Raw genomic sequence first — 25442 nt, 5'->3', positions numbered from 1 at the left:
ACTTGAAAGCCCCGCCTAGTGCGGGGCTTTTTGTATCTAACCGCTTATACACAGCGCGTTTTTGTTTCGCTGATATACGTCTTTGGTGTTGTTTACCGACTATTCTGAAGCTGAGCCAGTATTACTAACATTGAGGTCGATGGTTTTAAAATCTGGTATCACTGACTTTTCAAATGTTTCTATTTCTTCTCTCAACCATTGTGCAAACAATTGGGCTTTAGGTCGCTTTAAGTAGCCTTTTGGAGCGCACAGGTAATACGCAAATTTGGGTTTAATGGCTATATCACCAATTCGGACCAGTTTGCCTGAACGGAAATATTGATGAGCTAAACTGTGTTTGACGAGCGCTACGCCTTGTAGTGATAACGCGGCTTCTAACACTAAGTGTGAGCCACTGTATTTTAAAGCAGGCTTTGCCGCTGAATGACCAAGTCTCGCTAACCACATGTTCCAGTCCAGATCTGGCCAAACGTCTTCGATGAGCTCTGCTTTGCTTAAATCTTCAATGCGATAAATGCCGTGCTCTTTCTGATATACAGGGTGACAGGCAGGGTAAAAAGCTTCATCCATTAGCCATTGTGATTCTAAATTAGGGTATTTTCCTAAACCGTAACGGACACACAAATCGATCTGACTATCTTGAAAAGACACCAAATCATTGGTTGGTTCTAATAGTAAGGCGATATCAGGGTGACGCTGACGAAAAGCCGTAATTTTCGGGACTAACCAATGGTGAGCGAAAGAGGGGAGTGTTGATATCGAAAGGTGGTTAGGATTAGGATCTTGATTCACCAATCTCACCCCTTGCTGCAAATGAGCAAACCCTCTTTCAGCCTGAGTAAACAGCAGCTCTCCCTCAGGTGTGAGCACGATTTTTCTGTGCTGGCGAACAAATAAGTCCGTTCCTAAAAACTCTTCAAGATGACGAATTTGCTGACTAATGGCAGCTGGCGTAACAAACAATTCTTTTGCCGCTGTTTTAAAGCTTCCTTCCTTTGCTGCAACGAAGAAGTAATACAAGCCCTGTAAGGGAGGCATTCGATCTTTCACATTAGTTTTCCTTAACTCAATGGCAGATTCTATCGTTTGAGGATATCAGCCTAGTCGCTGATTATTAAGTGGTCAACATTGTTATAGGAGTTGGTTACATGGAAAACATGACACACACTTGTGAGCGCACTTTACCAGCTGACCATCAGACCGGATTACAGTTAATTTATTCTAAACTTGTTAGTTGGAGAAGAAACTACAAGACACGTCGTCACTTGAGAGAGTTACCAGAGCATCTTTGGGGCGATATTGGATTAGATGAAAAGAAAATTAATAGTGAAGTGAGGAAGCCTTTTTGGAGAGAGTAGTTTATGAGTTTGATTCAAGCTCAGAATTAAACTGCACTCCCCAATGATATTGAGGAGTGCAGACAAGGCTATAAGTCTTCTTCCCACACAACCAATTCACCTTTCGGCCAGTTGTGACCAATTTCATGATACTTTTGCTCAAGCACATGACGTTTAATTTTGAGTGTTGGCGTCAATACGCCATTTTCAATGCTCCAAGGCTCTTTAATCATTAATACGCCTTTGATTTGCTCATGAGAGGCGAGTTCTTGATTCATTTTTGCAATGACTTTGCGGGTGGTTCGTGCGTACCGCTCCCGAACAAAGTTAGGAAAATCATGTGGCACAACCAAAAGAATCGGGGCTGGTAGCCCTAAACCGATGAGGCACATCATCTCTACGCGACTGTATTCGAAAAGTTTTTTCTCGATAGGAACTGGAGAGACAAACTTACCTTTGGCGGTTTTAAAGTTATCTTTTTTACGGCCTTGAATAGTTAGGTAACCATCTGAGTCGATAGAGCCGATATCGCCTGTGTGTAGCCAGCCCTCTGAATCAAAAGACTCTTGGGTGGCAATGTCATTTTTGTAGTAGCCAGAAAATAGCCCTTTGCCACGCACCATGATTTCATCATCGTCAGCGATTTTTAACTCAATACCTGGTCCAGCATTACCGACACTACCAATTTTGTCAGCTCTAAATGGGTAGTTGAGCGTGCTATAGGCAAATGATTCTGTCATGCCCCAAGCTTCAGTAATATTGAGTCCTACAGAGTGGTACCATTCCAGCAGTGCTGGTGATACTGGGGCAGAGCCACAGCCTAATACTCGAGCCTGATCCAACCCCAATCCTTCTGCGAGCTTTTTCTTGATCAGAGAATTGACGAATGGGATTTTCAATAGAATGTTGAGCTTCTTCTGTGGAAGTTTGTCTTGAATGCGTTGTTGGAATAGCGTCCATAATCGCGGGACTGAGATAAACAGAGTCGGGCGGTGCATTTTTACATCTTCGATAAAGGTATCCAATGATTCTGGAAATGCGGTTGGTACACCACCCATGATGGATGAGCCAAAAATGTAGACGCGCTCTGTAATATGAGCCAAAGGTAAGTAAGAAAATAGACGATCATTTTCTTGAATACCGATATGGTTTATCAGTTGTTGTACTGACCAGTTAAACGCTCCGTAGGTCAGCATCGCACCTTTCGGTAATCCTGACGTACCAGAGGTATACACCAAAGACATTAGCTTATCGTCGTAGTGCTGTGGACGCTCTTCACTTGGCATTGCATCGGCAATGAGTGCTTGGTATTCATACTGACATTTTGGCGCAGTATCGTAGGGGAGCGAGATACTAATGAGCTCCGGCATTGCATCAATGACTTGCTGGGTTGCTTTAGGATCATCGAGTTTTCCGCCAATGAGCGCTTTACTTTCACTATGAGTCACACAGTATTCGATGGTGTCCGCGCCGGCGGTAGGAAAGATTGGCACACTGACATAATCGCCAAGCATCATCGCAAGATCGCAAATAAACCACTCTGCACAGTTTTTAGATACTAATGCTACTTTGTCACCAGGTTGTACTCCGAGGTTGCGTAGTGCACTGACGAGTTTTAAGGCTTGATCGGCAACATCAGCGAACGTGTATTCAACAAATTGTCGGTTAATAATTTGTTTTAGATAGACCTCATTTGGACGCTCTTGAGCCCATTTGAGAATCATTTCATTTGGTGGTGGGAGAGCGCAACCAGCAGCGCTGTTTAGATTCGGCTGATTCATTTTTAGTGACTCCATGTCTTCTCGTTGTATTTATAATTGTTAACGCATTGTTAACTTTAGCATGTTAAATAACGACACGGGAATGCATTTTGATGAAATATGTGGGGAGGATAGCGTTAGTTACCCCTAAAGTCGGTACTAATAGCGCCTAAAACTGTTGCCGATAATTCGCTGGGGACAGGCCTGTTTTTTTCTTAAAAATTCGAGAAAAGTAAGAGACATCTCGGTATCCACATTGATAAGCAATATAGGCAATTTTCATGGATTCATTTTCAACGAGCATTTTCTTTGCTAATGAAATGCGTTTCGCAGTGACATAATCACGAAAGCACATACCAACTTTGCGATGGAATACTTTGGAAAAGTAGTTCGGTGAGTAGTGACAAAGCGCAGCAGCTTCCTCTTCCCTTAGGTCTTTATGGACATTATTGGCGATGTAATGAACCACGTCAGAAAAATTCGACTTTCCGCTTCGAGAAAAGAGTTTATCGACCGAAATTTGTTCTTCGTCGACCTTGCTGTGCAAAAAGTATTTCAATTTTATCTGTGATAGCCAAATCGGGAGGGTGATTTCATTCAACGTATAATATTCCGCACAAATATGCTTTGGCGGTAAGTGAGGCTCGATACCGGTTGGATGTATAACGATCAGTTTTTTGTCGAGATTTTCACAGAGCGTGATGACGCCTTTCAGGTGCTCTCGATGATCGCAAGTCATGTAGTAGAAGAAATAGCTGTGTTCTTTATCGCTAAGCACAGAGATATCTTTGCTACAGTCCATAATCTCAAAGTTCTTATCAAACTCACAGCGAAGTGATTCCGGCAGCGAGCAAAGAGTCTCTCCAATCCAATAAGCTTTGGTCAGTCTATCCATATGAATCCCGCTCAGTACGTACTACACCAACGTTAGTATGTATTGAGGTCAGTCGAGCCTCATTCCTTGAGCTTCAGACCTCACCCTTTCGTTTATTAAGCTTAGGCTTATATAGTCATACTGCAAGTGTGAAATATGTCACATAGATCTTAGTGAAGTGTCTCACTATTGATACATTTTAGCTCTGAAGCACAGGTGGGCAAGAAAGTACCAACCTTTGGCAAAAAAGTCCTAACCCCCCTAATTCTCGGTGACTAATGTTTAAGCATGATTCGGGTGTATATGATACCTGCGTCATGGACAAGCGAGATATGGTTAAATAAAGGGGACTATCTTATGGATAACTTTCGCAATCTAATCAAGGACTTCATGGAAGATGAAGAGGGGCTAACACTTTTGGAGTACATCCTAGGGGCGGCATTAATTGTTACAGCATTCTTGACCTCAGGCTTCTGGACGACTTTGTCTGGTAAGTTCACATCAGTGGCGTCTCAAATCAACAACTCGTAATGATTAGTGAGCTGATTATTTGGTCATTGCTTATTGCGATTGGAGTCTCAGACGCTCAGAAACACAGAATACCAAATAAAGCGGTGCTTATGCTTTTGGTTGCTGTTACTGCAAACGTAATTTACAACCCAGCAACAAGTGGTTTGGATCATTTATATGGTGGGCTGGTTGCGTTTGCAGTGTGTTTCGCGCTGTATCTGTTCAAAGTAATGGCTGGAGGAGACGTTAAGTTACTCGCCGTCATAGGAACATGGCTCGGTCTGAGTAATCTTGGGGAAGCGTCTACCGGGATAATACTTGCTGGAGGCATCGTGGGCATTTTTTATCTAATGTTACACGTGTCATCGACTAGTGTTGCTCTATCACATCAGTTAAAAGGGTATTGCTTAGAAAAAGTAACACCAGGCTTTAGGTCTAATAAGCCGTTAGTCATTCCTTTCGCGCCGATAATCGTAATTGGATTAGCTTATTTCTCCTACACCCACTAAATAAAAATAATAAATGGCATGCAGCACATGCAGCATCAGTTGGCTAGGCAACTTCAAGAGGGGAAGTGTGATGGGCTCTGTGTATTGGGAAAAACTCGTGCCACAAATAAATCCACCAAAGGTGCCTTCGTCTGTCGAGGGTCTTGGCGTGCCGTCTTCAGTTGTTGAAAACCTAGTGTTGAAACATCTGTCTGCCTATCCCAAATGTGACTTAATCGAATTAACGCAACGGCTTTGTATTGTTTCGAATATTGTCGAGCTTGCTTTGGCGCAGTTAAGAAAGCGAAGTTGGGTAGAAGTTTATCAGCCAGCATCAGACAAATTGAGTACATCGTATTCCAACGTACGCTACAGTTTAACTGAGCTTGGGCTTGCGGAAGCAGACATTGCGTATAGAAAAGATCCGTATATCGGTCCTGTTCCCGTCTCTTTGGAAGAATATTGGACGGTTGTTGAGGGACAAGATCTTCGCAAGCATCCTATTAATCGCAATGATGTTGAGCGAGCGCTGTCTGACGTGTTTGGTTCGGATCATTTGATACCCGTTTTAGGACCAGCCATTAACTCGGGGCGCGCTTTGTTGCTGTATGGTCATGCGGGTACCGGTAAAAGCTACGTCGCATCAAGAGTGCTCAATGCAATGAACACTTCGGTATTCATTCCTTATGCCGTATATGCCGATGGCAACATCATCAAAGTGTTCTCAGAGCATCATCACCGTCGTTTAGACAACTCCCATTCTCAGGTTTTCGTCAAGTTGGAAACGCATTACGACAAACGCTGGGTTCTTTGTGAAAGACCAAACATTCAAGTGGGCGGTGAGCTGACATTGGATATGCTTGAGGTAAACCACAGCGAGCATAATCGTGTATGGATTGCGCCACTGCAAATGATGGCTAACAACGGAATCTTGGTAATTGATGACCTTGGTCGTCAGTCAATGCCTGTTGATGCCCTGCTAAACAGATGGATCGTTCCAATGGAGTACTTATTTGACCACCTAGCTTTGCCAAATGGTCAACAAGTCACGGTGCCGTTTATGCTCACTCTGGCATTCTCCTCCAACTTTGCACCAAGCAAAATTGCAGACCCCGCTTTTTTACGTCGTTTGGGCTACAAGATCGAGTTTACACCGCTTGGTTTGACAGATTATCAAGCGCTTTGGGTTTCGCTTGCTAAAGATTACCAAATGACGCTTGTGCCTGAGTTTTTCGATACGTTAAGTCAGTTACATCGCGACAATGATGTCGCCAACTACCCTTGTTTACCAAAAGACTTACTCGGTATTAGCCGCGATATTTTGGTGTTCGAAGGGAAAGAGAAGGTCGTCTCATCAGACATTTTAACCCGTGCCTGGGGACTGTACTTCACAGTGGATGAATAGGGAGATCTAAATTATGAGTCGGACTCAAGTCATCATGTTGCTGTTGCTCTCCATTGTTTTCGGCCTTGCTGCCGTTTTGATAGCTAAACAATGGATGGATGGCAGAAACCAACCAACTGTCGAGTTAGAAGAGGTCGAAAGACACCCAGTTTTAGTTGCCGCCATGGAACTAGAGCCAGGGACCATTCTATCTGAGAAACATTTGTCTACTAAGCTCATGGAAGTGGATTGGATAGACGATGAAACGCTAAAAGTACAAGAACAGGCATTGGGAAGAATTGTTGCCAATACCATTTATGCGGGCGAGCTGGTTAACTCGAATCGTCTTGCATTGCCCGGTGAGGGCGCGACACTTGCTGCTTTAATTCCTGAAAACAAACGAGCAATCACCATTCGTGTAAATGACGTTATCGGTGTGGCCGGGTTCTTGTTGCCGGGCAATAAGGTCGATGTGTTGAATACCGTGAGTTATGGACAAGGTAAAAACGCCACAACAAAAACGGTGCTTAAAAACATCAACGTTCTTGCGGTCGACCAAACAGCCAAAACCAATGATAACAAACCCGTTATTGTGCGTGCGGTGACTTTAGAAGTAACACCGAAAGAGGCAGAAAAGCTCCTATCGGCGAACAGCAAAGGCGACATTCAACTTGCTCTACGCAACCCTCATGAAGTGGATAAACCTGTTGTAGCAAGAAAATACACGCCACGACCTAGTGTGACCATTATTAAGGGATCTCAGGCATCCAGTGTCCGAGTCAGCAATTAGGTGAATTATGAAAACAATAATATTACTCGTTAGCCAGTTACTTTTTGTCAGCTTGTCTGTTAACGCAGCCACGGTGCAGTCAGGAAAAGTCGTGACCGTTGCGCATCACCAATCAACCCAATTGATGATATCCGGCCAAGCGAAGAAAGTGACATTAGGGGATCCAGAAGTCTTGGATATTTTAGTGCTCAGATCGAACGAGCTGTTTCTTATTGGTAAGAAGTTAGGTACCACGAATGTGTCGGTGTGGGATCGCCGAGGCCGATTAATTGAGCAGTTTAACGTGGAAGTCACGCATGATCTAAACACGCTTAAGTCGAAGCTTTATCAGTTCTTGCCGGATGAAAATATCGAAGTGCACAGTGCGCAAGAAAAAGTGGTACTTAGAGGCTTGGTCAGTAGTCAGCAAAATATGGACACTGCGGTCAAAATTGCTGAAACCTTCGCTTTAGGTGAAGCGGCAGATGAAGAAGATGACAGCTCTAAAGATGATGACAGCATGGTGATCAATCTACTTTCTATTGGCGGGGCTCAACAGGTGACGCTAGAAGTGACCGTTGCCGAAGTGCAGCGCACACTAGTAAGACGCTTTGACTCAAACTTCCACTTTTTCCAAAGAAGTGGAGACTTTACCTGGGGTGGTACGACTGCTGGTGGCGGTATTGATGGAATTGGACCGATTTTGAACGTTCCAACAGTCGAAGATTTCGGTTTTCTTGGGTCGTTTATCGACAGTAATACCTTGTTTACCTTCGCGCTTGATGTGGCGAAACAAAATGGCGTGGCGAAAGTGTTAGCAGAGCCTAGCCTTACCGCATTAAGTGGTACGCAAGCCGAGTTTGTCGCTGGTGGTGAATTCCCAATTCCAGTACCAAATGAAGATGGTATTACCATCGATTATAAAGAGTACGGTGTTCAACTCGACTTCGTTCCGTTTATTTTGAGTGATAAGAGAATCAACCTCAAATTGAACGTCAATGTGAGTGAAATATCCAACTCAGGTGTGCTGACGTTTAATCCAAACGAAGTGAATGCCACGTTCTTTATTCCGCCAATCACTAAACGAAGTGCTGGCACCACGATTGAGCTGGCTGATGGCCAAACCATTGGTATTGCAGGCTTATTGAGTGAAAACGCACGTAATGTCGCGGATGGCATACCTGGAGCGAGTGATTTACCTGTTTTGGGACGCTTGTTCAAGAGTGAAGAATTTACCTCAGGGGAAACAGAACTTGTCATTCTGGTCACCCCTCGATTAGCAACCCCAATCGATCGACGTCGAATCACACTGCCAACGGATGGCTTTGTGGCTCCGAACGATGTGGAGTTCTATTTGCTTGGTAAAGGTGCTGAGTTGGATTTCGATAGATACCAGCTAAACGACATCAGCGAAGAAGATACTAACAACAACTTTATTCAATACGGTTCGTCAGAAGGTGGCTCTGAGGGCAAGTTTGGGCACAGTCTATAAGTGGGAGAGCAAGATGAAAAGCATAATGATAATGACCATTTGTTTCACATCATTCGGCTTGTTTGGCTGTGCGAATGACCCCGAGCTTGGTATCTCGGTTAGCCAGTTGCGCGCTGAACAAACTCTTAATCCAGAAGCGTGGTATGAGAATTTGGGTTATTTACCGGAAGGTAGTGGTGAGCGTACACAAGTTAGCTTAGAGGTATATAACAACAACGGGGTAGCCAAAGATGAGTAAGTGATATGTTCACTTAGGAGGGGCTATGCGAAGGAATATGCATATAGCACCAAGGCGAACCCAGAAAGGGATTACCTTAGTGTTGATAAGCTTGGTTTTGTTGATTCAGCTAGGCGTTGCGGCGTTTGGTATTGATTTAAACCACCAAGTTCTTAATAAAACACGTTTACAGAATGCGGTCGATACTGCGGCCCTTGCAGGTGCTGTCGTTGCCGATAAGACAGAGGATGTGAATCAGGCTGAAACCGCAGTGAGAACAACGCTTAGTGGAATATCAACCGAGCCTGGAAATTCTGAGCTGACGTTTAGTGACAGTAATACAGCAGTGACATTCTCGCATGATATGCAGACGTTTGTAAGTGCAGCAAGTTTTACACCGCCATTGGGGGAGTACGATATTTATGTCCGCGTAGCGGTCACCGATATTAGCCTAACGCAGTATTTGAGTGGTTTGTTTGGGATTGATAAAGAGGTCTCTGCGAGTGCGGTTGCGGGGCGAAGTGCGGCGATTGCATATACGTGTAATTTAACGCCAATCGCCATGTGTGGTGATCCTGCTGGTGATGTGAGTGATGCATGGGGGTATCGTCCGCCGGGTTACGACCCTAATGTAGATATGGATCCTTCTCTAGTGCATGAGCTGAAAGTCGGGGATCAGAATAACACCGATATGGGGCCCGGGAACTTTCAGTTACTCGATTTTGGGCAAGGAACGGGTAATAGTGGTGCGGCCTTGGTTCGTGATGCATTGTCTGGGGCTTACAACGGTTGCGCCTCAATTGGCGATACCGTTACGACTAAACCAGGTAATAGTGCAGGTCCAGTTGCACAGGGACTGAATGTGAGGCTCAACGACTTTTCGGGACCGATTAAAAATGACGGAACGGTTTTACCAGACAAATACGTGAGAGAGCCCGATGTTTTGGCTGAGACCGATGCGGAGTACGCAGGCGACCTGTATTACGCCAACTATCGTCAGGAGCTAAGCTCTTGTGAAAGCGGTGGTGCTTGTGATGGCAGTAGTTATACAGGTGATGGTGGTCTGAACGGACGCCGGATTTTGCGTATCCCTATCGTAGATTGTACGGCTTCTACAGGTAAGTCTGATTTTGATGTTTTGGGCTTTGGTTGCTTCTTTTTACTACAAAAAGTCAGTAACTCAGGTCAATCATCAGTGTTTGGGCAATTTCTTTATGATTGTTTAATTAATAACGGTTCGACTGGCACGGATCCGACAGATAAAGGCTTCTACCGTATCCAGCTGTACAAAGATCCGTTTAGCGGGGCCTCTTGATATGTTGTATTCAAATAGAAAGCATCAAAGGCCAAATATTTGCAGTCAACAAGGGCTGGCAATCATAGAGTTTATTCTCGCCTTGCCAGTGCTATTGATGCTCACCGTTTTAGTGATCGATGTGAGCCGAGCTTTTATTCAGTATACCGAGGTCAATAAAGCGCTGCAGAATGGGGCAAGGTATGCAGTCGTTGATACGTACGGCACGTTGAACTTTGAGTCAATTGCTGACGAAACCAGTATCAAGAATGTCGTTGTGTATGGAAGCCCAATTGCCTCTACTACACCTGTGATAGACCATATCAGTGTGGATGATATTGTCATTACCCAACCAACGAGTACCAATAAGGTGGTCACTCTATCGGCGACTTACAATTACGTGCCGATATTCTCGACCTTACCTTTTTCGACCACTTCTTTGCAATTTAGCATTGGGGCGACCACGTCTATGAGGACAGGCCCATGAAACGATTGATAACGAAACAAAAAGGAGTGACGCAGCTTGAGTTCTCGGTAATCGCTTTGGCCGTTATATTAGTCCTGTTTTTGATCATCGAGTTTGCGATCTATTTCTTTTCGGTGCAAATGGTCAATGAGGTAACACGAAGAGCTGCGAGGCTTGCTACCGTGTGCTATATCGCTGATAGGGATGACATTCCTAACTTACCAGCTGTATCAGATCTCTATCCATCAGGCTTTTCTGCGAGTAATTTACAGATAGATTATCTTGATGAAGCTGGTGCAAGTGTTGATGTATCAGGCTTTCTTTCTACCCCTCCAGCGTCTAATGACGTATTAAATGCGCAGTTTTCTCAAATTAAATATGTTCGAGCAAGAGCGGTGAATTATACTTTTCAGTTTTTTGTTTTAGCTGCTTTAATTAATGCAGTAGGGAGTACTCCAGCTTTTGAAACTATATTGCCTGCAGAGAGTTTAGGAATACTTAGACCCGAAGGGACCAATGTCATTACGGATTGCTAATGGAGTAGCTTTATGTTGAAACCAGTTAAAATAAATGAAGAAACATATAAAAGTTTAAAAACTAACTTGATTGTTTGGATAGTTTATTCTACGTCAAACTTTAAAATTCATATTGCTGATGAATTATCCGGATGTGTCAATCTAAATATTGATTGGATAGAGCTAGAGTCTTTTAATTTAGACTTTGTGAAAAATAAGCAAATCCCCGATCTTATTTATATTGAAACCGGTGAAAGTTGGGCGCAGAAAGTGGCTCATGTGTACTCTAGTGACAGTAGCTTACAGCATAATCACACCGCTTTGATTGTCTTTGGTGATGAAAACGATACGGCATCTCTCAAAATGGCGTTGAGGCTTGGCGCAACAGACTATTTGTCGCGTTCTGTTGATCTTGGTGAGCTTTATCCGCTATTAAAATCGACCGCGGATGAAAAGATTGCTAATAAACAAATGGGCGATTTAACTTTATTTATCAATACAAAAGGTGGTTCGGGTGCAACAACACTGGCGATCAACACCGCGATAGAACTGTCAAGTTACGCGAAGAGTAAAGTATTGCTCATTGACTTAGATATGCAGTTTAGTGATGCGGCCGATTATTTAAACTGTAAGCCCAAATACAATATTAATGATGTGATTGATTCTGTTAATGATTTGGATGAGCTATCACTAGAAGGTCTCGTATATCAACATCCTTCAGGTTTGAATTATTTATGTTTTAACCAAAATGATACCAAGGATAATCATAAACATGCAGTTCAAGTCAGTAAGTTATTACCTATTCTGAGACAGTTTTACTCACATATTATTGTGGATTTGTCTCATGGTGTTGAGCATGTTTATCAACAAATTGTTTCTCCGGCTACGCATATCTTTTTAATTATGCAGCAGAATGTTACTTCGGTTAAGCATGCTGTCAGCTATATACGTTCTTTAGAATTAGACTATGGTTTAAGTAGTCATCAGGTTGAACTGATTGTTAATCGTTTTGAAAAGAAATCAACAATATCTTTGAAAGACATTGAAAATGCAGTTAGTGGACATGCGATACATTTAGTACCTAATAATTTTGCTATTGCTATCGAGAGCGCTAATTTGGGTAACCCAATTGTTCAATCTAAGAAAAATAGTGCGCTGAAAGCTTCTTTGGCTGAAATATCGCACTTATTAGAAAGTCCGACCAAAGAGAATCAAAGTTGGATCAAAAAACTATTTTCTTAGTAAGGGGGAGTTATGTTTTTCAAACGGAAAGGCGTCGGGAGTTCTTTCAATTCCGTAGATGAAACAAAAGAATCCAAAGTTGTGAATGTCGAGTTGGCAAAATCTGACGAAGATACGTCAGATGAGCAAAGGGCTTTATCGCCTGTTGAAGTCAAGATGAAAGCGATCGAGGAGCAGAAAAAACAGCTAGAACAAGATCTCTCGATCAAACACTACTATCACAAAAAGCTACTGGACTCCTTAGATCTCGGGCTTCTATCGCACTTGCAAGAAGATCGTGCGAAAGAGGAGTTACGCGAAGCGGTCGTTCAGCTCATTGCTGAAGATCAAACACACCCGTTGAGCTCTGAAGCTCGCAATCGCGTGATACATCAAATTGAAGATGAAGTGTTTGGTCTAGGGCCGCTGGAACCGCTGCTTGAAGACCCAACGATCTCAGATATATTGGTCAATGGTCCGAAAAATATCTTTGTCGAACGTTTTGGTAAGCTCGAGAAAACGCCCCATACCTTCTTAGATGAGCGACATCTGCGCAACATCATTGATCGCATTGTTAGCCAGGTTGGACGAAGAATCGATGAAGCATCACCAATGGTGGATGCTCGACTCAAAGACGGTTCGCGTTTCAATGCGATTATTCCTCCTCTTGCCATTGATGGCCCTTCCGTTTCTATTCGACGTTTTGCGGTTGAACGTTTGAATATGGATAACCTATTAGAGCTTGGTTCGTTATCTCCAGAGATGGCGAAGTTTCTCAATGCTGCGGTTGTGGGGGAAATGAATATCCTGATATCTGGTGGTACAGGCTCTGGTAAAACAACCACGCTGAATATTTTTTCGGGCTTCATTCCAAGTGATCAACGTATTGTGACCATTGAGGATTCGGCAGAGTTACAACTCCAACAACCACATATTATTCGCTTAGAAACACGTCCTTCTAACATCGAGGGTAAAGGCGAAATATCTCAGCGCGATTTAGTGAAAAACTCGCTACGTATGCGTCCTGACCGGATAGTGGTTGGTGAGGTTCGTGGCTCAGAAGCGGTGGATATGTTATCGGCAATGAACACGGGTCATGATGGGTCGCTGGCCACCATTCACGCGAACACACCAAGGGATGCGTTGAGCCGTATTGAGAATATGTTCTCGATGGCGGGTTGGAATGTGTCGACCAAAAACTTGAGAGCGCAGATTGCCTCCGCCATCAATATTGTTGTGCAAATGGATCGCCAAGAAGACGGTAAACGCCGCATGGTCAGCGTACAAGAAATCAATGGCATGGAAGGCGACGTTATCACCATGTCGGAGATCTTCACCTTCCAAAGAAGAGGGGTCGATCAAGAAGGTAATGTGTTAGGTGATTACATGGCAACAGGGATTGTACCAAGCTGTCATGACCAATTAGTAAAACGAGGCTTAGACGTACCATTTGAAATATTCAATGAAAAAGCCCGTTAGGAGATTGCTATGGATAGTCAATTCCCCCTTTTTCTTGTACTGCTTTTTTTGTCCGTATTCTTTATTAGCCAGGCGTTAATTCTGCCTTCTGCGGGTAAAAAGGTTAAGCATAAGCAGTTAATTAAGCGGATACACGAAAGTCATAAACACATCGATCAAGAGAGTATTTCCCTACTAAGGGAAAACTCGCTCAAAAACCTTTCTCCATTAGAGCGATGGCTTGTGAGGTTCAGCCTATTCGATAACTTTAAGAAGAAGTTGGAATTGGCTGGGATACACATGGGGTTCAGTCGGTTTATTTTTCTCACCTTCCTCGGCGGGGTTGCGGTTGGGCTATTTCTGTTCTTATTCGGGCAAGTTTGGTACCTCTGTGCCGGTGTTGCTGTCGCTTGTTGGGTGTCGGTTTACTTCTACCTACAGAAAAGAATTGCCGATCGTTTAATGAAGTTCGAAGAGCAACTGCCAGAGGCGCTCGATATCATTAAGCGAGTACTACAGGCCGGTCAGCCAATTACACAGGCGTTTGGGGAAGTAGGCAGAGAGGTCAGTGCGCCGCTTGGCCCTGAGTTCATGAATACCTTTAACTTACTCAACTATGGTTATGACCTCCGCTTAGCGATTATGCAAATGTCGGAAAGAACCCCTACGGTATCCATGCTTGCTTTCTCGAGTGCGGTGTTACTGCAAAAAGAAACGGGTGGTAATTTAGTCGAAAACATTGAAAAGCTCTCTCATATCCTACGTGCTCGTTTCAAACTCGCTCGAAAAATCAAAACCATTTCTGCGGAATCTCGAATGTCGGCATGGGTATTAGTATTAGCGCCTTTTGGGTTGTACGTCATCATTTCACTCGTTCGGCCTGAGTATATTGAGCTGCTTCATACGCACCCAATGGGGATCAAAATGGTGATTGGTGGGATGGTGGCCTTATTTATCGGGACGCTGTGGATTCGTAAAATCGTCAATATTGAGGTGTAGCTATGGAAAGCATTCAAGGATGGTTAAACGGTTTTGCTGTCGGCCAAGAGACGTTACTCATGGGGTTGATCCTCATCACCACCGTGTTGGTGGTGATGACGCTAGGCTCGATAATTATTGGGGTTAATTCGCCAATTAAAAGAAAGTTAGCCGAACTGTCTGGCGACAAAAAAGAAGTCTCTCACCACAACAAAAAAATGGCTGACACATTGGAGTCGTTAGCGCCTTTAACTTCGCCAACCAGTGAAAAAGAGCGCCAAACGACACGCAATAAACTGATGCATGCTGGGTTTCATGAAAGCAATGCATTGTCGATGTTTTATGCCATTAAATCGGTCACAACAATACTAGGTGTGATGGTGGCGGCACTGGTGTATTTCTCTATTCCGGAATCTAAATATCTGTACACCTACATGGCGTTATCCGTATTTATTGGGCTTCTGATTCCTGATTTTATGTTGCGCCGAATGGTCAATAAGCGTCAGCAAGCGATTCGTGCAGGTGTGCCTGACATGCTCGATTTGCTGGTGGTTTGTACCGAGTCAGGGCTTGGCTTTAATGCGGCTTTGCGTCGCGTTGCAGATGAGTTGGTTATCTCTCACCCAGAGCTTGCCGATGAAATAGACACGGTGTGCAACAAAATTAAAGCGGGTAAACCAATGCCTGAAGCCTTAAGAGAGCTAGTATTAAGGACAGGGTTAGAAGAATTGATGGGGCTGGTGAGCATGCTTAGCCACGCCTCTCGAATAGGTGGGAGCTTAGTCAACTCCTTGCGTGAGTATACCGAAGACTATAGGGATAAGCGTCAACAAGCAGCAGAAGAAATTGCTGCAAAAATCCCAGTCAAAATGATGTTTCCAATGGTGCTGTTTATTTGGCCATGTTTTTTCATCGTGGCTATTGGACCTGCGTTAATTTCATTGGCTGAGGCATTTTCTAATTAAAAAGCAAAATAGGGATCGTTATGTGGATTAAGAAATACGTCATCATCTCGTTGTTGGTGCTTACCGCATGTTCAACAACTGAACAGTCATCAGACTTCGATTCAACGCTGTACTCAGGTAAGCCCGTTGAGTCACTCACCAATGATGAACCTCCAAAAACAGAGGAGGAGGCAATCTCTCGAGGGGATATAGCATTAAGCAATAAAAATGTCGACTTAGCGTTGTATGAATACATTCGCTCGCTCTCTTTTCCTAACGCGGTCCATAAAGACAAAACCTTATACACCGTGGGGCGTATCCATTTGGCAAGAGAGAATTCAGAACTTGCGGATAAATCATTTCGAGCATCTTTAGCAGAGAACCCTGATCACATTGGTTCCCTCACAGAACTTGGCACTCTATATACGAAACGTGGCGAAAAGGACGTCGGGAAGAGTTACTACATCCGCGCTTTGAATGCTGACCAAATTCGTATGGATGGCGATCCTATTATCACCAAAGACAATATTACAGCTGAGAGCGTTGCAACGTATCGCTATGATAATAAATCACCGGTTTCTGCTTACTCTGGTCTAGGTGTACTTTACGACATTCGTGGCGACCACGATATTGCGCAGGCATTAATTCGAAAAGCGTTGGATATTGATTCAAGAAACGTCAATGCTTTAGTCAGCCTAGGTTATTCCTACTATATGGAAAAAGCTTATTCAAAAGCGGCGCACTTTACTCAAGCTGCGCTGAGCATTAAGCCGGGGGATGAAAAGGGAATCAATAACTTGGGTCTCATTGCACTGGCAAAAGATCAACCACGACAAGCTCTGAGTATTTTTAGTCGACACATGACAGAGCCGGAAGCACTCAATAATGTTGGTTACTTCTTGATCCTTCAAGGCAAACCAGGCGAGGCGATTCCTTATCTACAACAGGCTATTGATAAGAATCCGGCCTACTATGAACTGGCAAATAAAAACTTAGAGCGAGCATTAGCAATGGTCAGAGAGCGAGGGGATACCTCTACCGCGCTTCTCCAATAGATTCGAAGACTCTTTTAAAAGAAAGCCACTCTGTAAGATGGAGTGGCTTTTTCATTTTTGGGGACTTTTTCATTTCTGGGGAGTAGTGCCGTTGCAAAGGTGTTTGTTCAATTAGCCGTTCATTCTCTTCTTTCAGGGTAAGAAACATAGCGCCGCAAAGCCCAACCAACTATCTTCCATAACATCACTGTTAAGAGTGTTGCGAGGTAACCATCAATCGCATAATGCCAGGCTAAATGTACCGAACCGATTTGAATGATGACTGCGAAAGCGTAAGCAAAGTAGCCGATGGTTTTGTTGAGTCTATAAATTGATAGCGCCATCAAAACAGCAATGGAAACGTGCAAACTCGGCATTGCCGAAATGCCAGAGCCAATACCATTGGCATTCGCGATGTACTCATCCCAAAGATATTGCTGTGTAGGCAATGCCCACAATTGCCCAGCGTCCACATTGGTAAGATATTGGCTTTGGGCTTCGAGCGTTTTCATCAGAGGAACAAACTGTTCATCTCCAGTGATAAGCTCCACGTAGCAAGGACCTGCTGAAGAGAGTAACGTGGCGAAGAAGACACCAAGAATCATCCAAGACAATGCGAACGTGAGTAAAAATTGTTGCCTTACCAACGGGTATTTTTTGTAGATAAGGAAAAAGATGAGTATACCCCACATACAAAAAAACCATGCGTTGTAGGCAACGTTTAGCGCCAGTGAGGCCCAAGCATTGGAGAATAATGCGTGGGTCAATTCCCAAGGTGCGGCGCCGAAGTGCAATAGCGTATCAATATTCGCAAAGGTTAGATCCCATTTAAAAGGATTGATGATTGGAATAAGTGATTTCAAAAACGTGTGGTTAGAGAAAATCAGGTTAAGTGCCATCATCGAAACAAACACTGATACAGGGCGGTGCAGTGGAAAAATAAGATGCTTCAGTTTTCGTATGAAGCGCTTTGCTGGCTGTTTTTCTTTGCGCAGTATGAGATAGAAATAATAATAGATACACCAGCTTAAACCTGTGACATACAAAGCTTGCATGAGCGTTTCAAGGTAAGTGGTAAAAGAGTAATCAATAGGGAAATCGAGATATAAAGAACAAAGATAAATGACAGCAGTCGAGATAAAGCAATAGGTGTAGAAAATCTTATCGATCAATAACTCGTTCTTCATAGACTGGAGCCAAGTCGCTGCTTTTTGCTGCCAACTTACGTTGATCTGGTAATTGTTGTCTTGTTCCATCGACGATCCATCATCTCTATCCTTCCAATGTCATTAAGCTTAGTTGAGAAAACGGGCACTTGTATTTAAGTGCCCGCTAAGAGTTTGTCGTTTAAGATTTTTACATCATGCCCGTGACAAGGCCTGCCGCCACAAAAAACACGATCATCCACAGCACCGAAAGGTTGAGCTTTTTGTGTATATAAAAACCTGCAATCACTAGCGCCATGTCGATGGGAGCAACAACTGCGCTGCTAAATACTGGCTGGTAAAGTGCCGCGAGTAACAATCCTACTACCGAGGCGTTTACACCGTTGATGGCACCAGAGACCAACGGTTTGCCTGCCAGTGCTTGCCAGTTCTTAAGAACGCCAAGCAGTAAAAGAAACCCTGGGAGGAATACGCCAAGCGTTGCGATTAGCGCACCTAAAATTGGCGTATCCGAAAGCTCATAACCGATAAAAGTCGCAAAGGTGAACATTGGCCCCGGTACAGCTTGTGCAGCGGCGTAGCCTGTTAAAAATGCATCTTGGCTGAGCTGGTCGCCAACAATGTTTTGCAGAAGCGGCAGCACCACATGACCGCCACCAAACACTAAACTACCAGCTTGGAAAAAATCACTAAACAGCCCAAGCAAAGGCAACGTATGAGCCACTAACGGTAAGCCGAGTAAAAGCACCGCAAATAGAGTCAATGGCGCGATAGACGGTTTAAACGGCTCGGCTGATGGCGCGGAGTCTTTCTTCAGATATCGCATGCCGACAAAACCTGCTGCGAGCAACACGAACATTTGCGTCATGATGCTTGGTGCCACCAGCAACGCAATCGCAGTCGCGACGCACAAACCCGCGGTCAGTTTGCTTTGGCAGAAGTTTTTGTACATGCCCCAAGTCGCATCCGCCACGACCACGACTGCGAGCAGTTTTAGGCCGTGAACGATGTTTTGGAACACTGCGGTGTCGGTGATTTGGCTGCTCACCATCGCCAGCGCCAACATGATGATCACCGAAGGAAGCGTGAATCCGACAAATGCTGCGCATGCGCCACCTAAACCGCCACGTTTATAGCCTAAAGCAAAGCCAACTTGGCTTGAACCCGGTCCCGGCAAAAACTGACTGAGCGCGACAATTTGCGCGTACTCGCTGTCATCAAGCCATTTCAGTTTCTCAACAAAGGTTTGGCGAAAATAACCGATATGAGCCGCAGGGCCGCCGAAGCTGAACCAACCCAGCCAGAAAAAAGTTTTGAAGATGGTGAACATGTCGAGCCTGTTTATCTAAAAAGCATTGTTGCTAATTTATCGGATGCTCTAAAATGACTCAAATTGATAAATTTAATTTCATTTATGAATGAAATGGGATAAGGGTGCTGAGGTGAAAGAGGACATTCAGTGGCGCAACATTGACTTGAACTTATTGGTGACGTTTTCCTACTTGTATCGCTATCGAAGCGTTAGCGTTGCGGCAGAGAAAAGTTACGTTAGCCAGTCGGCGATGAGTCATAGTTTGTCTCGTTTAAGGTTGTTGTTTGACGACCCGCTTTTTGAGCGAAAAGGGCACAAGATGGAGCCCACCGAGCACGCTCACCACATCGCGCCAACCGTGCATCATTTGCTGGACTCTATCGCCAAAGACTTGCTCACTAAGTCTGCCTTCCAACCTGAAAATTACGCGGGTATATGTCGCATTGGGTTAACGGATTATGCCGAGTTTATTTTTGCTCCTCGGCTTTATGACGAAATACGCCAGCGCGCACCAGAGGCCCAGATCAGTTTTATTAACGTCAATCGCAGCAACTACGTGGCATTAACTGAGCACGAAAAGCTCGATGTCATTATTGGCAGCATGCCAGTGTTGGATGACAACTTTGAGAGCTTGTACTTGTACACGGAAAAGCACGTGTGCATGTGTGATAAACAGGTATTGAAAGGGGAAACACAGCTGTCTCTGGAAGCGTTCGCTAACATAGAGCAAGCTCTGGTAAGTCCCGATGGGAGCTTGAAGACACAAGTAGACCAAAAGCTCGCAGAACATGGCTTAAGCCGTAAAGTCACCGTGGCGTCGCGCAACTTTCTCACCATTCGGCATTTATTGAAAAAGCGCGATCTCATTGCCATCGTGCCAGAAAAAATGGCGTTGGCGGAGGGCTTTTCGGACGATCTCATTACTGTTAATCCGCCGATCGCCGTTGCGGATTTTGATATTGCCATGCTGTGGCATTCCAGCCGAAACAATGAAGACAAAGGCATTTGGCTACGCGAATTAGTTTCTTCGACCATCACCTCTCACATATAAAAAAGGGCACCAAAGGGTGCCCAGAATGTTTGTCATTGAGAGTCTGTGTTATACCGCTTGCGAAGCTGGCGCGGCTTCTTTTATACGCTCTTCCTGATTCAATGATTTTTCGTATTGGCTGTACTTCCACCAAGCAAAGCCAAGGAAAATCACGATACCGCCAACGTTGTAGAAAATGATGGTCATGATGTCGGCCCCCGTAGGGAAGGTCGATGCTAAGAAACCAACCGTAAAGATAGCGATCAGTACCGATACGGTAGCGATGCCCATTTTGCGTGAGCCCATTTTGAAATCACGCTCGACGTGATCCAGTTTCAAGCGCAGATTCAGGTACGCCAGCATGATGAACAGCGGTGGCAGCATGGATGCCGCCGCGGTCATGTTGATCACGGTGTTCATCAGATCTTGAGCGGTGTTAGAACCTAATGTTGGGATGATCATCAATGGGATAACGATAAGGAACTGATACCAAGCTGCGCGAGCTGGCACGCCGTTTTCGTTCAGCTCTACGGTTTTCTTACCAAAAATGCCTTCTGGAATCTCAGAGAAGAAGATTTTCACTGGCGTTGCTGTCCACATCAGTAGAGAGCCAAACATAGCGGTAAAGGATACCAAGCCTACGAAGCGGTTCATCAATACTTCTGGCAAACCAAAGTACGCAGCCAAACCTTCAAATACTTGAACCGAGCCTCCCGTGTATTTTAGGGTTTCGCTAGGAACAAATACGTTAATCAAAACAGACGCAACTGAGTAAAGCACGCCGATAAAGATACCTGCGATGATGATGACTTTAACGAACGATTTCGAGCCGCCTTTCACATCGTTTACGTAAACCGCGACCGATTCCGCACCGCCTGCCGCCATAAATATCCATGTAGTAATGCCTAAAAATGCCCAGCTGAAATCAGGGATCATCGCTTCTACAGTAATTGGGTCAGCTGGTTCTACGCCGCCGATCAACGCTGCGCCAGCCAGTAAAATGTACGACATTGTCAGTAGCAGCATGAGGGAGGAGGTCACCGACGTAATTGGCCCCAACATTTTCGCGCCGTTCGTCGATACGTAGGTCGCAAACGCAAACAAAATCATACTGAGTACGGTAGTGGTGAATGGCGTCAGAATGTATTCATAGCCCAAGAACGCGTAAGACGCATAAGCGATAACACGCGGCAGCAAGGACGTGAAGAAGAATAGGTTAACGAACCAGTAAGTGTAGGCAGAGATAAACGCCCAGCGACCGCCGAGTGAGCTTTTTACCCATGCGTAGACCCCCGCTTCAGAATCTTTATTCAGAGATACGAATTCTGCGATGATCAAACAGAAAGGGATGAAATAAAAAATGGTCGCCAGAAAGAACATTGGCGCAGAAGCTAGACCGATCTCGATGTTATTATTGATTACGTTGTTAAAGCTAAATACTGCGGCAAAGGTGAGGGACAACAACCCGAATTTGCCTATCGTATTACGTTTGGATTCAGACATGTTCTATCTCCGGTGAATCACGTTGGAATTGTAGGGAGGAAAGGCTTGTAATGTTGTGACCACAGCCCTTCTCTTGTTTTATTTATTTAGGAAGTAGCCATCTTCGATGGTCACTTTGAGCACCACTTTTCTTACGCGGTTGTCTCCGTGGAAGCGGTACGCTTCACTGTTTTCAAAAATTGCCACTTGGCCTTCGCAAAGCTCACGTGTTTCACCCTGACCAGAAAAAAACTCGCGGTCAGTTTCATCACGATAAGCTTGTTCTAGGGTTAACGCGGTTTTATCCGCGAACTCAACGGTTTCTCGACCTTCGAGGTAGTAATGCACATCGAAGTAACGACGGTTACCGATAAACATTTCGGTTTGTTTCGCGATGCCATCTTCAACCATGTAAACCAGTGAATCCCCAATCGAGTGCATCACGCCATCTTTGATGTTGCCGATGTTGCCAATGGCTTCCACACAGCGGTTCCATTTACGACCGTTGCGATATACCTGTTTGAATTGCTCTAAGCTGTCTAACACGATCATGGGTTACGCCTCGTTGACTGATTGAGTATTGGTTTGAGTGAAAAAAGCGTTGTCGAAATCATGGTTTGCTATCACGTGTGCGTTGCAATCGCCTGCTTGCAGTGGCATCAGCGTCAAACCGTAACGGAACTCGTCCATGTACACGCGGTAAGAGTCGAGCACTTCGCTGCCCCATGAGTTCGAGCCTAACCCCATCACTTGATGGTCAAGGTTAAGGGTGATGTAGCCACTCTTTTCTAGCTCGATCGTATGTTGCGCTTCATGAAGATTTTGGTTGGTGTAGAACCACGCGCTGAAGTTGATTTCTTGCTGAGGTTTCACCAATAACCCTGTGCCATGACGGTTGGTGAGTGAGGCCCAGCGCACGTGTTGGCGGTTGCCGTTGTTTTGCGGGAACGGGTAGTTCTCGAACATGTCCTCGACGGTGCTGTGGTAAACATCAATGAGGTTGGCTTGGCAACTGTCTTGGTAGTTTTCTTCTGGGCCACGACCGTAGTAACTCACTTGATCAAAGCTGCCGTTGATGCCCAAATCCAAGCCGATGACCGGAATCACGTGAGGGTAGTCGCCGTAGCGCTCGCCACTCAGTTCCACGTTCAAATGGCCTTGAGCATTGATTTGATAGCGATAGGTACAACGCATGCCAAAATCAAAGACCGGCGGCGCAATGATGCTGGTGGTCGTAATTAAGACGGAATCATCGGTTGCTTCCACAGCAAGTGTGCGGAAGTGCTCCTGCATGATTTGCAGATGCGCTGGATGCCACAAACCTTCATACTCTTGTTTGTGGTTATCAATCATCGGTTTGAAGAAGTTCAGTCTAGGCTCTGATTGAATGATCTCTTCGCCATTTACGCGCCAAGAAGTCAGCTTGCCGTTTACTTTCGAGAAAGTAAGCGCGAAGTTATGACCTGTGATCACGTGCTCTAGGCGGCTTTCTTCAAGCGCCAAGGGTTGAATATTGTGGTTGACCAGCGCAGGCAACGTCGCGGTGTTTTCTTTCAGTTGGAACTGATACACCGCAATTTCATGGTTGGCTTCGCTGTAAAGCGTGCGACTGTCTTTGCGTACGGTGAAGTTAACAAAGGCTTCGCGCTCATCCAATTCTGGCAAGTCGATGGTCACTTCACGTTCGCTGTTGGCTACCAAAGCTTCGACTTTGAATTGCACGCTACGCAGGGTTTCACCTTCGGCACGCACGTCAGCAGTAATGGTGTAATCATCGAGGTTGGTGAACCACAATTTGTTCTCAACGATGAAGCGGTCATGGCAACCTTCAACGGCGCGGATTTTCACCGGTGCAATGACTTGTTTGTACTCTTTCAGGCCTGGGCCCGGGGTTTGATCTGGGTAAATCAGACCATCCATGCAGAAGTTGTAGTTGTTTGGGTAGTCGCCGTAATCGCCGCCGTATTTGTAGAACTCTTGACCGTGTTCATCACGCGCTAGAATGCCGTGATCACACCATTCCCAAACGTAGTGACCTTGAATGTGGTCGTGCGCATAGAACACGTTTTGGTATTCGGTTAAACCACCCGGCCCGTTACCCATCGCGTGTGCGTATTCGCAGATAATGCGTGGCTTCTCGTGTGGGTGTTCGCCAAAGTAATTCATCAGTTGAGCGCGTGAGTACATAGTGGAAATCACATCCACCACTTCAGCATCTCGGTCTTCTTCGTAGTGAACCAAACGGGTGTCATCAATTGCTTTGGTCGCGGTATACATCGCACGGATGTTACAGCCATAACCCGATTCGTTACCGAGTGACCACATGATGATAGAAGGGTGGTTCTTTTGCGCATGAACATGACGCACTGCGCGATCAACAAACACCGCTTCCCAAGCAGGATCATTGGTGATGCGGCTCAGGTCGCCAACGTTGGCAAAGCCGTGGGTTTCCACATCGGTTTCTGCCATCACAAACAGGCCGTAAATATCACACAACTCGTAGAAGCGTGGGTCGTTCGGGTAGTGTGCTGTGCGAACTGAGTTGATGTTGTGTTGCTTCATCAAAATCAGATCTTTTTCCACGCGGTCCATACCCACTGCACGACCTTTTAGGTGATCGTTATCATGACGGTTTACACCATGCAGCATCACGTATTGATTGTTGATGTAGAACAGGCCATCACGCACTTTGATATCACGGAAACCCACGCGTTGTGGGATCACTTCCACTACGTTGCCTTGGTGATCTTTTAAGGTAATGAACAAGTGGTAAAGGTAAGGATTTTCAGCCGTCCAATGTGTTGGGCTCACCATATCAATCGCAAAGCTTGTTGAGTGGTGGTTTTGGATAGTCAGTGAATCGCATTGACCACTGGCTACGACAGTGCCTTTGTCATGCAGCGCGTATTCCAGCGTATAGCCAGACGCGATAGCGGTGGAAAGGTTTTCCAATTCGATTTGAGCACTGAGCGTCGCACTTTGGTAATCGTCGGCGAAGTCGGTGCGAATTGTTAGGTCTTGGACGTGAATGTTCTCTTTTCCGATTAGGTAAACATCACGGAAGATCCCCGCCGTCCACCACATGTCTTGGTCTTCAATGTAAGTGGAATCGGCCCACTGCATCACGCGTACAGAGAGTAAGTTTTCGCCTTGTTGGACGAACTTGGAAATGTCGAATTCCGCTGTGAGTCGGCTGCCTTTGCTAAAGCCGACGTACTCGCCGTTTACGTACACTTCAAAGTAGGTTTCCACGCCGTCGAACTTGATGATGGTTTGTTGGTTATCCCACTGTGGACCAAGTGTAAATGTGCGTTGATAAGCGCCCGTTGGGTTGTCGGTTGGTACAAACGGGACGTCGATCGGGAATGGGAAGCCTTCATCGGTGTATTGCAGATCGCCGTGGTCTTCCATTTGCCACATGTTTGGGACGGTAATGTGTCCCCAGTCGTTCATTGTTTGTGAGTAAAACTCATCAGGTACCAACATTGGGTTGGTGAAATAACGGAATGTCCATTGGCCGCTGAGCAACATAAAGCGGCGACTCAGTTCACGTTGAAAGGTTTGTGCGCTCTGAACAGAGTCGTAGGAGAAAAAGTACGCACGCGGTGCCATACGATTCTCGTGTAAGTGTTGGAAGTTTTCCCAATTGTTCACGTTTTGATCTCCCCTCGGCTTGGTGCGCTTATGTTGGAGTGCGGATTGGTTTCATCG

24 protein-coding genes are annotated in these 25442 nt (G+C 45.1%); 16 read left to right on the top strand and 8 right to left on the bottom strand.

Translation table 11 applies throughout. The features are described 5' to 3' along the window. Nucleotides 1-99 precede the first annotated feature (99 nt). Nucleotides 100-1050 carry a LysR substrate-binding domain-containing protein gene (locus LIX84_RS08440; RefSeq protein ID WP_065645470.1) on the bottom strand — a complete coding sequence of 317 codons (951 nt, stop codon included), beginning with the start codon at nucleotides 1048-1050 and terminating at the stop codon, nucleotides 100-102. 98 nt (nucleotides 1051-1148) lie between these two features. On the opposite strand from LIX84_RS08440, the gene LIX84_RS08435 reads away from it, so the two are divergent. Beyond that, nucleotides 1149-1358, top strand: a complete 210-nt coding sequence (locus tag LIX84_RS08435) for a DUF1127 domain-containing protein (protein ID WP_226421086.1) — start codon at nucleotides 1149-1151, stop codon at nucleotides 1356-1358. Nucleotides 1359-1426: 68 nt separating this feature from the next. Here the strand turns inward: LIX84_RS08435 and LIX84_RS08430 are convergent, their stop codons facing one another. Together LIX84_RS08430 and LIX84_RS08425 are read right to left on the bottom strand one after the other, a co-directional pair. After that, nucleotides 1427-3118 (bottom strand): AMP-binding protein, encoded by a 1692-nt coding sequence (locus LIX84_RS08430; protein WP_226421085.1) that lies wholly within the window; start codon nucleotides 3116-3118, stop codon nucleotides 1427-1429. A 148-nt stretch (nucleotides 3119-3266) separates the two neighbouring features. Further along, entirely contained in the window at nucleotides 3267-3992 is a 726-nt protein-coding gene (locus tag LIX84_RS08425) for a helix-turn-helix domain-containing protein (RefSeq protein WP_085342678.1), read from the bottom strand. Nucleotides 3993-4328: 336 nt separating this feature from the next. Between LIX84_RS08425 and LIX84_RS08420 the strand changes: the two genes are divergently transcribed. The 14 genes from LIX84_RS08420 to LIX84_RS08355 all read left to right on the top strand — a co-directional run bounded on the left by LIX84_RS08420 (nucleotide 4329) and on the right by LIX84_RS08355 (nucleotide 16762). Then, nucleotides 4329-4502: a Flp family type IVb pilin gene (locus LIX84_RS08420; protein WP_005494099.1), complete on the top strand. Its 174-nt coding sequence runs from the start codon at nucleotides 4329-4331 to the stop codon at nucleotides 4500-4502. Then, on the top strand, nucleotides 4502-4990 hold the full coding sequence (locus tag LIX84_RS08415) for an A24 family peptidase (RefSeq protein ID WP_047008933.1): 489 nt from the start codon (nucleotides 4502-4504) through the stop codon (nucleotides 4988-4990). Before LIX84_RS08420 ends, LIX84_RS08415 begins: the two co-directional genes overlap by 1 nt. Before the next feature lie 70 nt (nucleotides 4991-5060). Further along, nucleotides 5061-6374 (top strand): hypothetical protein, encoded by a 1314-nt coding sequence (locus LIX84_RS08410; RefSeq protein WP_006742388.1) that lies wholly within the window; start codon nucleotides 5061-5063, stop codon nucleotides 6372-6374. Nucleotides 6375-6387: 13 nt separating this feature from the next. Further along, entirely contained in the window at nucleotides 6388-7143 is a 756-nt protein-coding gene (gene cpaB, locus LIX84_RS08405) for a Flp pilus assembly protein CpaB (RefSeq protein ID WP_006742389.1), read from the top strand. Nucleotides 7144-7150: 7 nt separating this feature from the next. Continuing rightward, entirely contained in the window at nucleotides 7151-8614 is a 1464-nt protein-coding gene (locus LIX84_RS08400; RefSeq protein WP_006742390.1) for a type II and III secretion system protein family protein, read from the top strand. A 13-nt stretch (nucleotides 8615-8627) separates the two neighbouring features. Then, on the top strand, nucleotides 8628-8852 hold the full coding sequence (locus LIX84_RS08395; RefSeq protein ID WP_012841463.1) for a hypothetical protein: 225 nt from the start codon (nucleotides 8628-8630) through the stop codon (nucleotides 8850-8852). A 25-nt stretch (nucleotides 8853-8877) separates the two neighbouring features. Next, complete coding sequence (locus LIX84_RS08390; RefSeq protein WP_226421084.1) at nucleotides 8878-10146, top strand: pilus assembly protein TadG-related protein; 1269 nt, start codon at nucleotides 8878-8880, stop codon at nucleotides 10144-10146. A gap of 1 nt (nucleotide 10147) precedes the next feature. Further along, nucleotides 10148-10612: a TadE/TadG family type IV pilus assembly protein gene (locus tag LIX84_RS08385; RefSeq protein ID WP_048625932.1), complete on the top strand. Its 465-nt coding sequence runs from the start codon at nucleotides 10148-10150 to the stop codon at nucleotides 10610-10612. Continuing rightward, on the top strand, nucleotides 10609-11127 hold the full coding sequence (locus tag LIX84_RS08380) for a TadE/TadG family type IV pilus assembly protein (protein ID WP_041852895.1): 519 nt from the start codon (nucleotides 10609-10611) through the stop codon (nucleotides 11125-11127). Before LIX84_RS08385 ends, LIX84_RS08380 begins: the two co-directional genes overlap by 4 nt. Nucleotides 11128-11139: 12 nt before the next feature. Continuing rightward, nucleotides 11140-12348 carry an AAA family ATPase gene (locus tag LIX84_RS08375; protein ID WP_048625931.1) on the top strand — a complete coding sequence of 403 codons (1209 nt, stop codon included), beginning with the start codon at nucleotides 11140-11142 and terminating at the stop codon, nucleotides 12346-12348. 12 nt (nucleotides 12349-12360) lie between these two features. After that, a complete protein-coding gene (locus tag LIX84_RS08370; RefSeq protein WP_226421083.1) occupies nucleotides 12361-13806 on the top strand; it encodes a CpaF family protein in 1446 nt (481 codons plus the stop codon). A gap of 9 nt (nucleotides 13807-13815) precedes the next feature. Beyond that, complete coding sequence (locus tag LIX84_RS08365; RefSeq protein WP_006742394.1) at nucleotides 13816-14784, top strand: type II secretion system F family protein; 969 nt, start codon at nucleotides 13816-13818, stop codon at nucleotides 14782-14784. A gap of 2 nt (nucleotides 14785-14786) precedes the next feature. Next, nucleotides 14787-15728, top strand: a complete 942-nt coding sequence (locus tag LIX84_RS08360) for a type II secretion system F family protein (RefSeq protein ID WP_164666308.1) — start codon at nucleotides 14787-14789, stop codon at nucleotides 15726-15728. Nucleotides 15729-15748: 20 nt separating this feature from the next. After that, nucleotides 15749-16762, top strand: a complete 1014-nt coding sequence (locus LIX84_RS08355; protein WP_226421082.1) for a tetratricopeptide repeat protein — start codon at nucleotides 15749-15751, stop codon at nucleotides 16760-16762. A 119-nt stretch (nucleotides 16763-16881) separates the two neighbouring features. Here LIX84_RS08355 and LIX84_RS08350 read toward each other — a convergent pair whose 3' ends face one another. Further along, nucleotides 16882-17997, bottom strand: coding sequence for a phosphatase PAP2 family protein (locus LIX84_RS08350; RefSeq protein WP_226421081.1), 1116 nt, complete (start codon nucleotides 17995-17997; stop codon nucleotides 16882-16884). Between the two features lie 100 nt (nucleotides 17998-18097). Next, a complete protein-coding gene (gene chrA, locus LIX84_RS08345; RefSeq protein ID WP_226421080.1) occupies nucleotides 18098-19237 on the bottom strand; it encodes a chromate efflux transporter in 1140 nt (379 codons plus the stop codon). Between the two features lie 112 nt (nucleotides 19238-19349). Between chrA and LIX84_RS08340 the strand changes: the two genes are divergently transcribed. Beyond that, nucleotides 19350-20270 carry a LysR family transcriptional regulator gene (locus LIX84_RS08340; RefSeq protein ID WP_012841466.1) on the top strand — a complete coding sequence of 307 codons (921 nt, stop codon included), beginning with the start codon at nucleotides 19350-19352 and terminating at the stop codon, nucleotides 20268-20270. Between the two features lie 48 nt (nucleotides 20271-20318). Here LIX84_RS08340 and LIX84_RS08335 read toward each other — a convergent pair whose 3' ends face one another. The 3 genes from LIX84_RS08335 to ebgA form a co-directional block, all read right to left on the bottom strand. Then, on the bottom strand, nucleotides 20319-21752 hold the full coding sequence (locus LIX84_RS08335; RefSeq protein WP_006742400.1) for an amino acid permease: 1434 nt from the start codon (nucleotides 21750-21752) through the stop codon (nucleotides 20319-20321). Between the two features lie 78 nt (nucleotides 21753-21830). Next, complete coding sequence (locus tag LIX84_RS08330) at nucleotides 21831-22283, bottom strand: beta-galactosidase subunit beta (protein ID WP_005484991.1); 453 nt, start codon at nucleotides 22281-22283, stop codon at nucleotides 21831-21833. Between the two features lie 3 nt (nucleotides 22284-22286). Continuing rightward, nucleotides 22287-25385, bottom strand: a complete 3099-nt coding sequence (gene ebgA, locus LIX84_RS08325) for a beta-galactosidase subunit alpha (RefSeq protein ID WP_226421079.1) — start codon at nucleotides 25383-25385, stop codon at nucleotides 22287-22289. Nucleotides 25386-25442: the final 57 nt, after the last annotated feature.

The sequence above is a fragment of the Vibrio sp. E14 genome, from assembly GCF_020515785.1.
GTDB lineage: Bacteria > Pseudomonadota > Gammaproteobacteria > Enterobacterales > Vibrionaceae > Vibrio > Vibrio diabolicus.
The sequence above is the reverse complement of the archived record's forward strand: the minus strand, read 5'-3'. Positions and strand labels throughout refer to the sequence as shown.

What these genes read in the sequence shown, in the direction of transcription:
- LIX84_RS08435 (WP_226421086.1), top strand. Translation starts at nt 1,149, where the DNA reads ATGGAAAACATGACACACACTTGTGAGCGCACTTTACCAGCTGACCAT.
- LIX84_RS08430 (WP_226421085.1), bottom strand. Translation starts at nt 3,118, where the DNA reads ATGAATCAGCCGAATCTAAACAGCGCTGCTGGTTGCGCTCTCCCACCA.
- LIX84_RS08425 (WP_085342678.1), bottom strand. Translation starts at nt 3,992, where the DNA reads ATGGATAGACTGACCAAAGCTTATTGGATTGGAGAGACTCTTTGCTCG.
- LIX84_RS08420 (WP_005494099.1), top strand. Translation starts at nt 4,329, where the DNA reads ATGGATAACTTTCGCAATCTAATCAAGGACTTCATGGAAGATGAAGAG.
- LIX84_RS08415 (WP_047008933.1), top strand. Translation starts at nt 4,502, where the DNA reads ATGATTAGTGAGCTGATTATTTGGTCATTGCTTATTGCGATTGGAGTC.
- LIX84_RS08410 (WP_006742388.1), top strand. Translation starts at nt 5,061, where the DNA reads ATGGGCTCTGTGTATTGGGAAAAACTCGTGCCACAAATAAATCCACCA.
- cpaB (WP_006742389.1), top strand. Translation starts at nt 6,388, where the DNA reads ATGAGTCGGACTCAAGTCATCATGTTGCTGTTGCTCTCCATTGTTTTC.
- LIX84_RS08400 (WP_006742390.1), top strand. Translation starts at nt 7,151, where the DNA reads ATGAAAACAATAATATTACTCGTTAGCCAGTTACTTTTTGTCAGCTTG.
- LIX84_RS08395 (WP_012841463.1), top strand. Translation starts at nt 8,628, where the DNA reads ATGAAAAGCATAATGATAATGACCATTTGTTTCACATCATTCGGCTTG.
- LIX84_RS08390 (WP_226421084.1), top strand. Translation starts at nt 8,878, where the DNA reads ATGCGAAGGAATATGCATATAGCACCAAGGCGAACCCAGAAAGGGATT.
- LIX84_RS08385 (WP_048625932.1), top strand. Translation starts at nt 10,148, where the DNA reads ATGTTGTATTCAAATAGAAAGCATCAAAGGCCAAATATTTGCAGTCAA.
- LIX84_RS08380 (WP_041852895.1), top strand. Translation starts at nt 10,609, where the DNA reads ATGAAACGATTGATAACGAAACAAAAAGGAGTGACGCAGCTTGAGTTC.
- LIX84_RS08375 (WP_048625931.1), top strand. Translation starts at nt 11,140, where the DNA reads ATGTTGAAACCAGTTAAAATAAATGAAGAAACATATAAAAGTTTAAAA.
- LIX84_RS08370 (WP_226421083.1), top strand. Translation starts at nt 12,361, where the DNA reads ATGTTTTTCAAACGGAAAGGCGTCGGGAGTTCTTTCAATTCCGTAGAT.
- LIX84_RS08365 (WP_006742394.1), top strand. Translation starts at nt 13,816, where the DNA reads ATGGATAGTCAATTCCCCCTTTTTCTTGTACTGCTTTTTTTGTCCGTA.
- LIX84_RS08360 (WP_164666308.1), top strand. Translation starts at nt 14,787, where the DNA reads ATGGAAAGCATTCAAGGATGGTTAAACGGTTTTGCTGTCGGCCAAGAG.
- LIX84_RS08355 (WP_226421082.1), top strand. Translation starts at nt 15,749, where the DNA reads ATGTGGATTAAGAAATACGTCATCATCTCGTTGTTGGTGCTTACCGCA.
- LIX84_RS08350 (WP_226421081.1), bottom strand. Translation starts at nt 17,997, where the DNA reads ATGGAACAAGACAACAATTACCAGATCAACGTAAGTTGGCAGCAAAAA.
- chrA (WP_226421080.1), bottom strand. Translation starts at nt 19,237, where the DNA reads ATGTTCACCATCTTCAAAACTTTTTTCTGGCTGGGTTGGTTCAGCTTC.
- LIX84_RS08335 (WP_006742400.1), bottom strand. Translation starts at nt 21,752, where the DNA reads ATGTCTGAATCCAAACGTAATACGATAGGCAAATTCGGGTTGTTGTCC.
- LIX84_RS08330 (WP_005484991.1), bottom strand. Translation starts at nt 22,283, where the DNA reads ATGATCGTGTTAGACAGCTTAGAGCAATTCAAACAGGTATATCGCAAC.